Here is a 223-nt window from a genome sequence, read left to right as displayed (position 1 = left end):
TACCATCGGCGCTAGAGAGCTTAACTTCCGTGTTCGGTATGGGAACGGGTGTGACCTCTCTGCCATCATTACCAGACATTATTCTTTTGAGACAATCATTATTATAACTTATTCACTTTAAAAGTCAACAAGTTTTTTATGTTCTCTCAAAACTAGATAACATTTGCTACATATTATATGGTTAAGTCCTCGATCTATTAGTATTCGTCAGCTCCACATGTCA

The 223-nt window shown here is 36.8% G+C and carries 1 rRNA gene; it reads right to left on the bottom strand.

Going from position 1 to position 223, the window contains the following annotated elements:
• Nucleotides 1-76, bottom strand: a 5S ribosomal RNA gene (rrf, locus tag JDS92_RS30610); the annotation flags it as partial.
• Between the last annotated feature and the right edge of the window lie 147 nt (nucleotides 77-223).

This window comes from Bacillus cereus group sp. N12, from assembly GCF_016483575.1.
Taxonomy (GTDB): Bacteria; Bacillota; Bacilli; order Bacillales; family Bacillaceae_G; genus Bacillus_A; species Bacillus_A toyonensis.
Note: the sequence above shows the minus strand (reverse complement) of the source record. Positions and strands in the feature narration are given on the sequence as shown.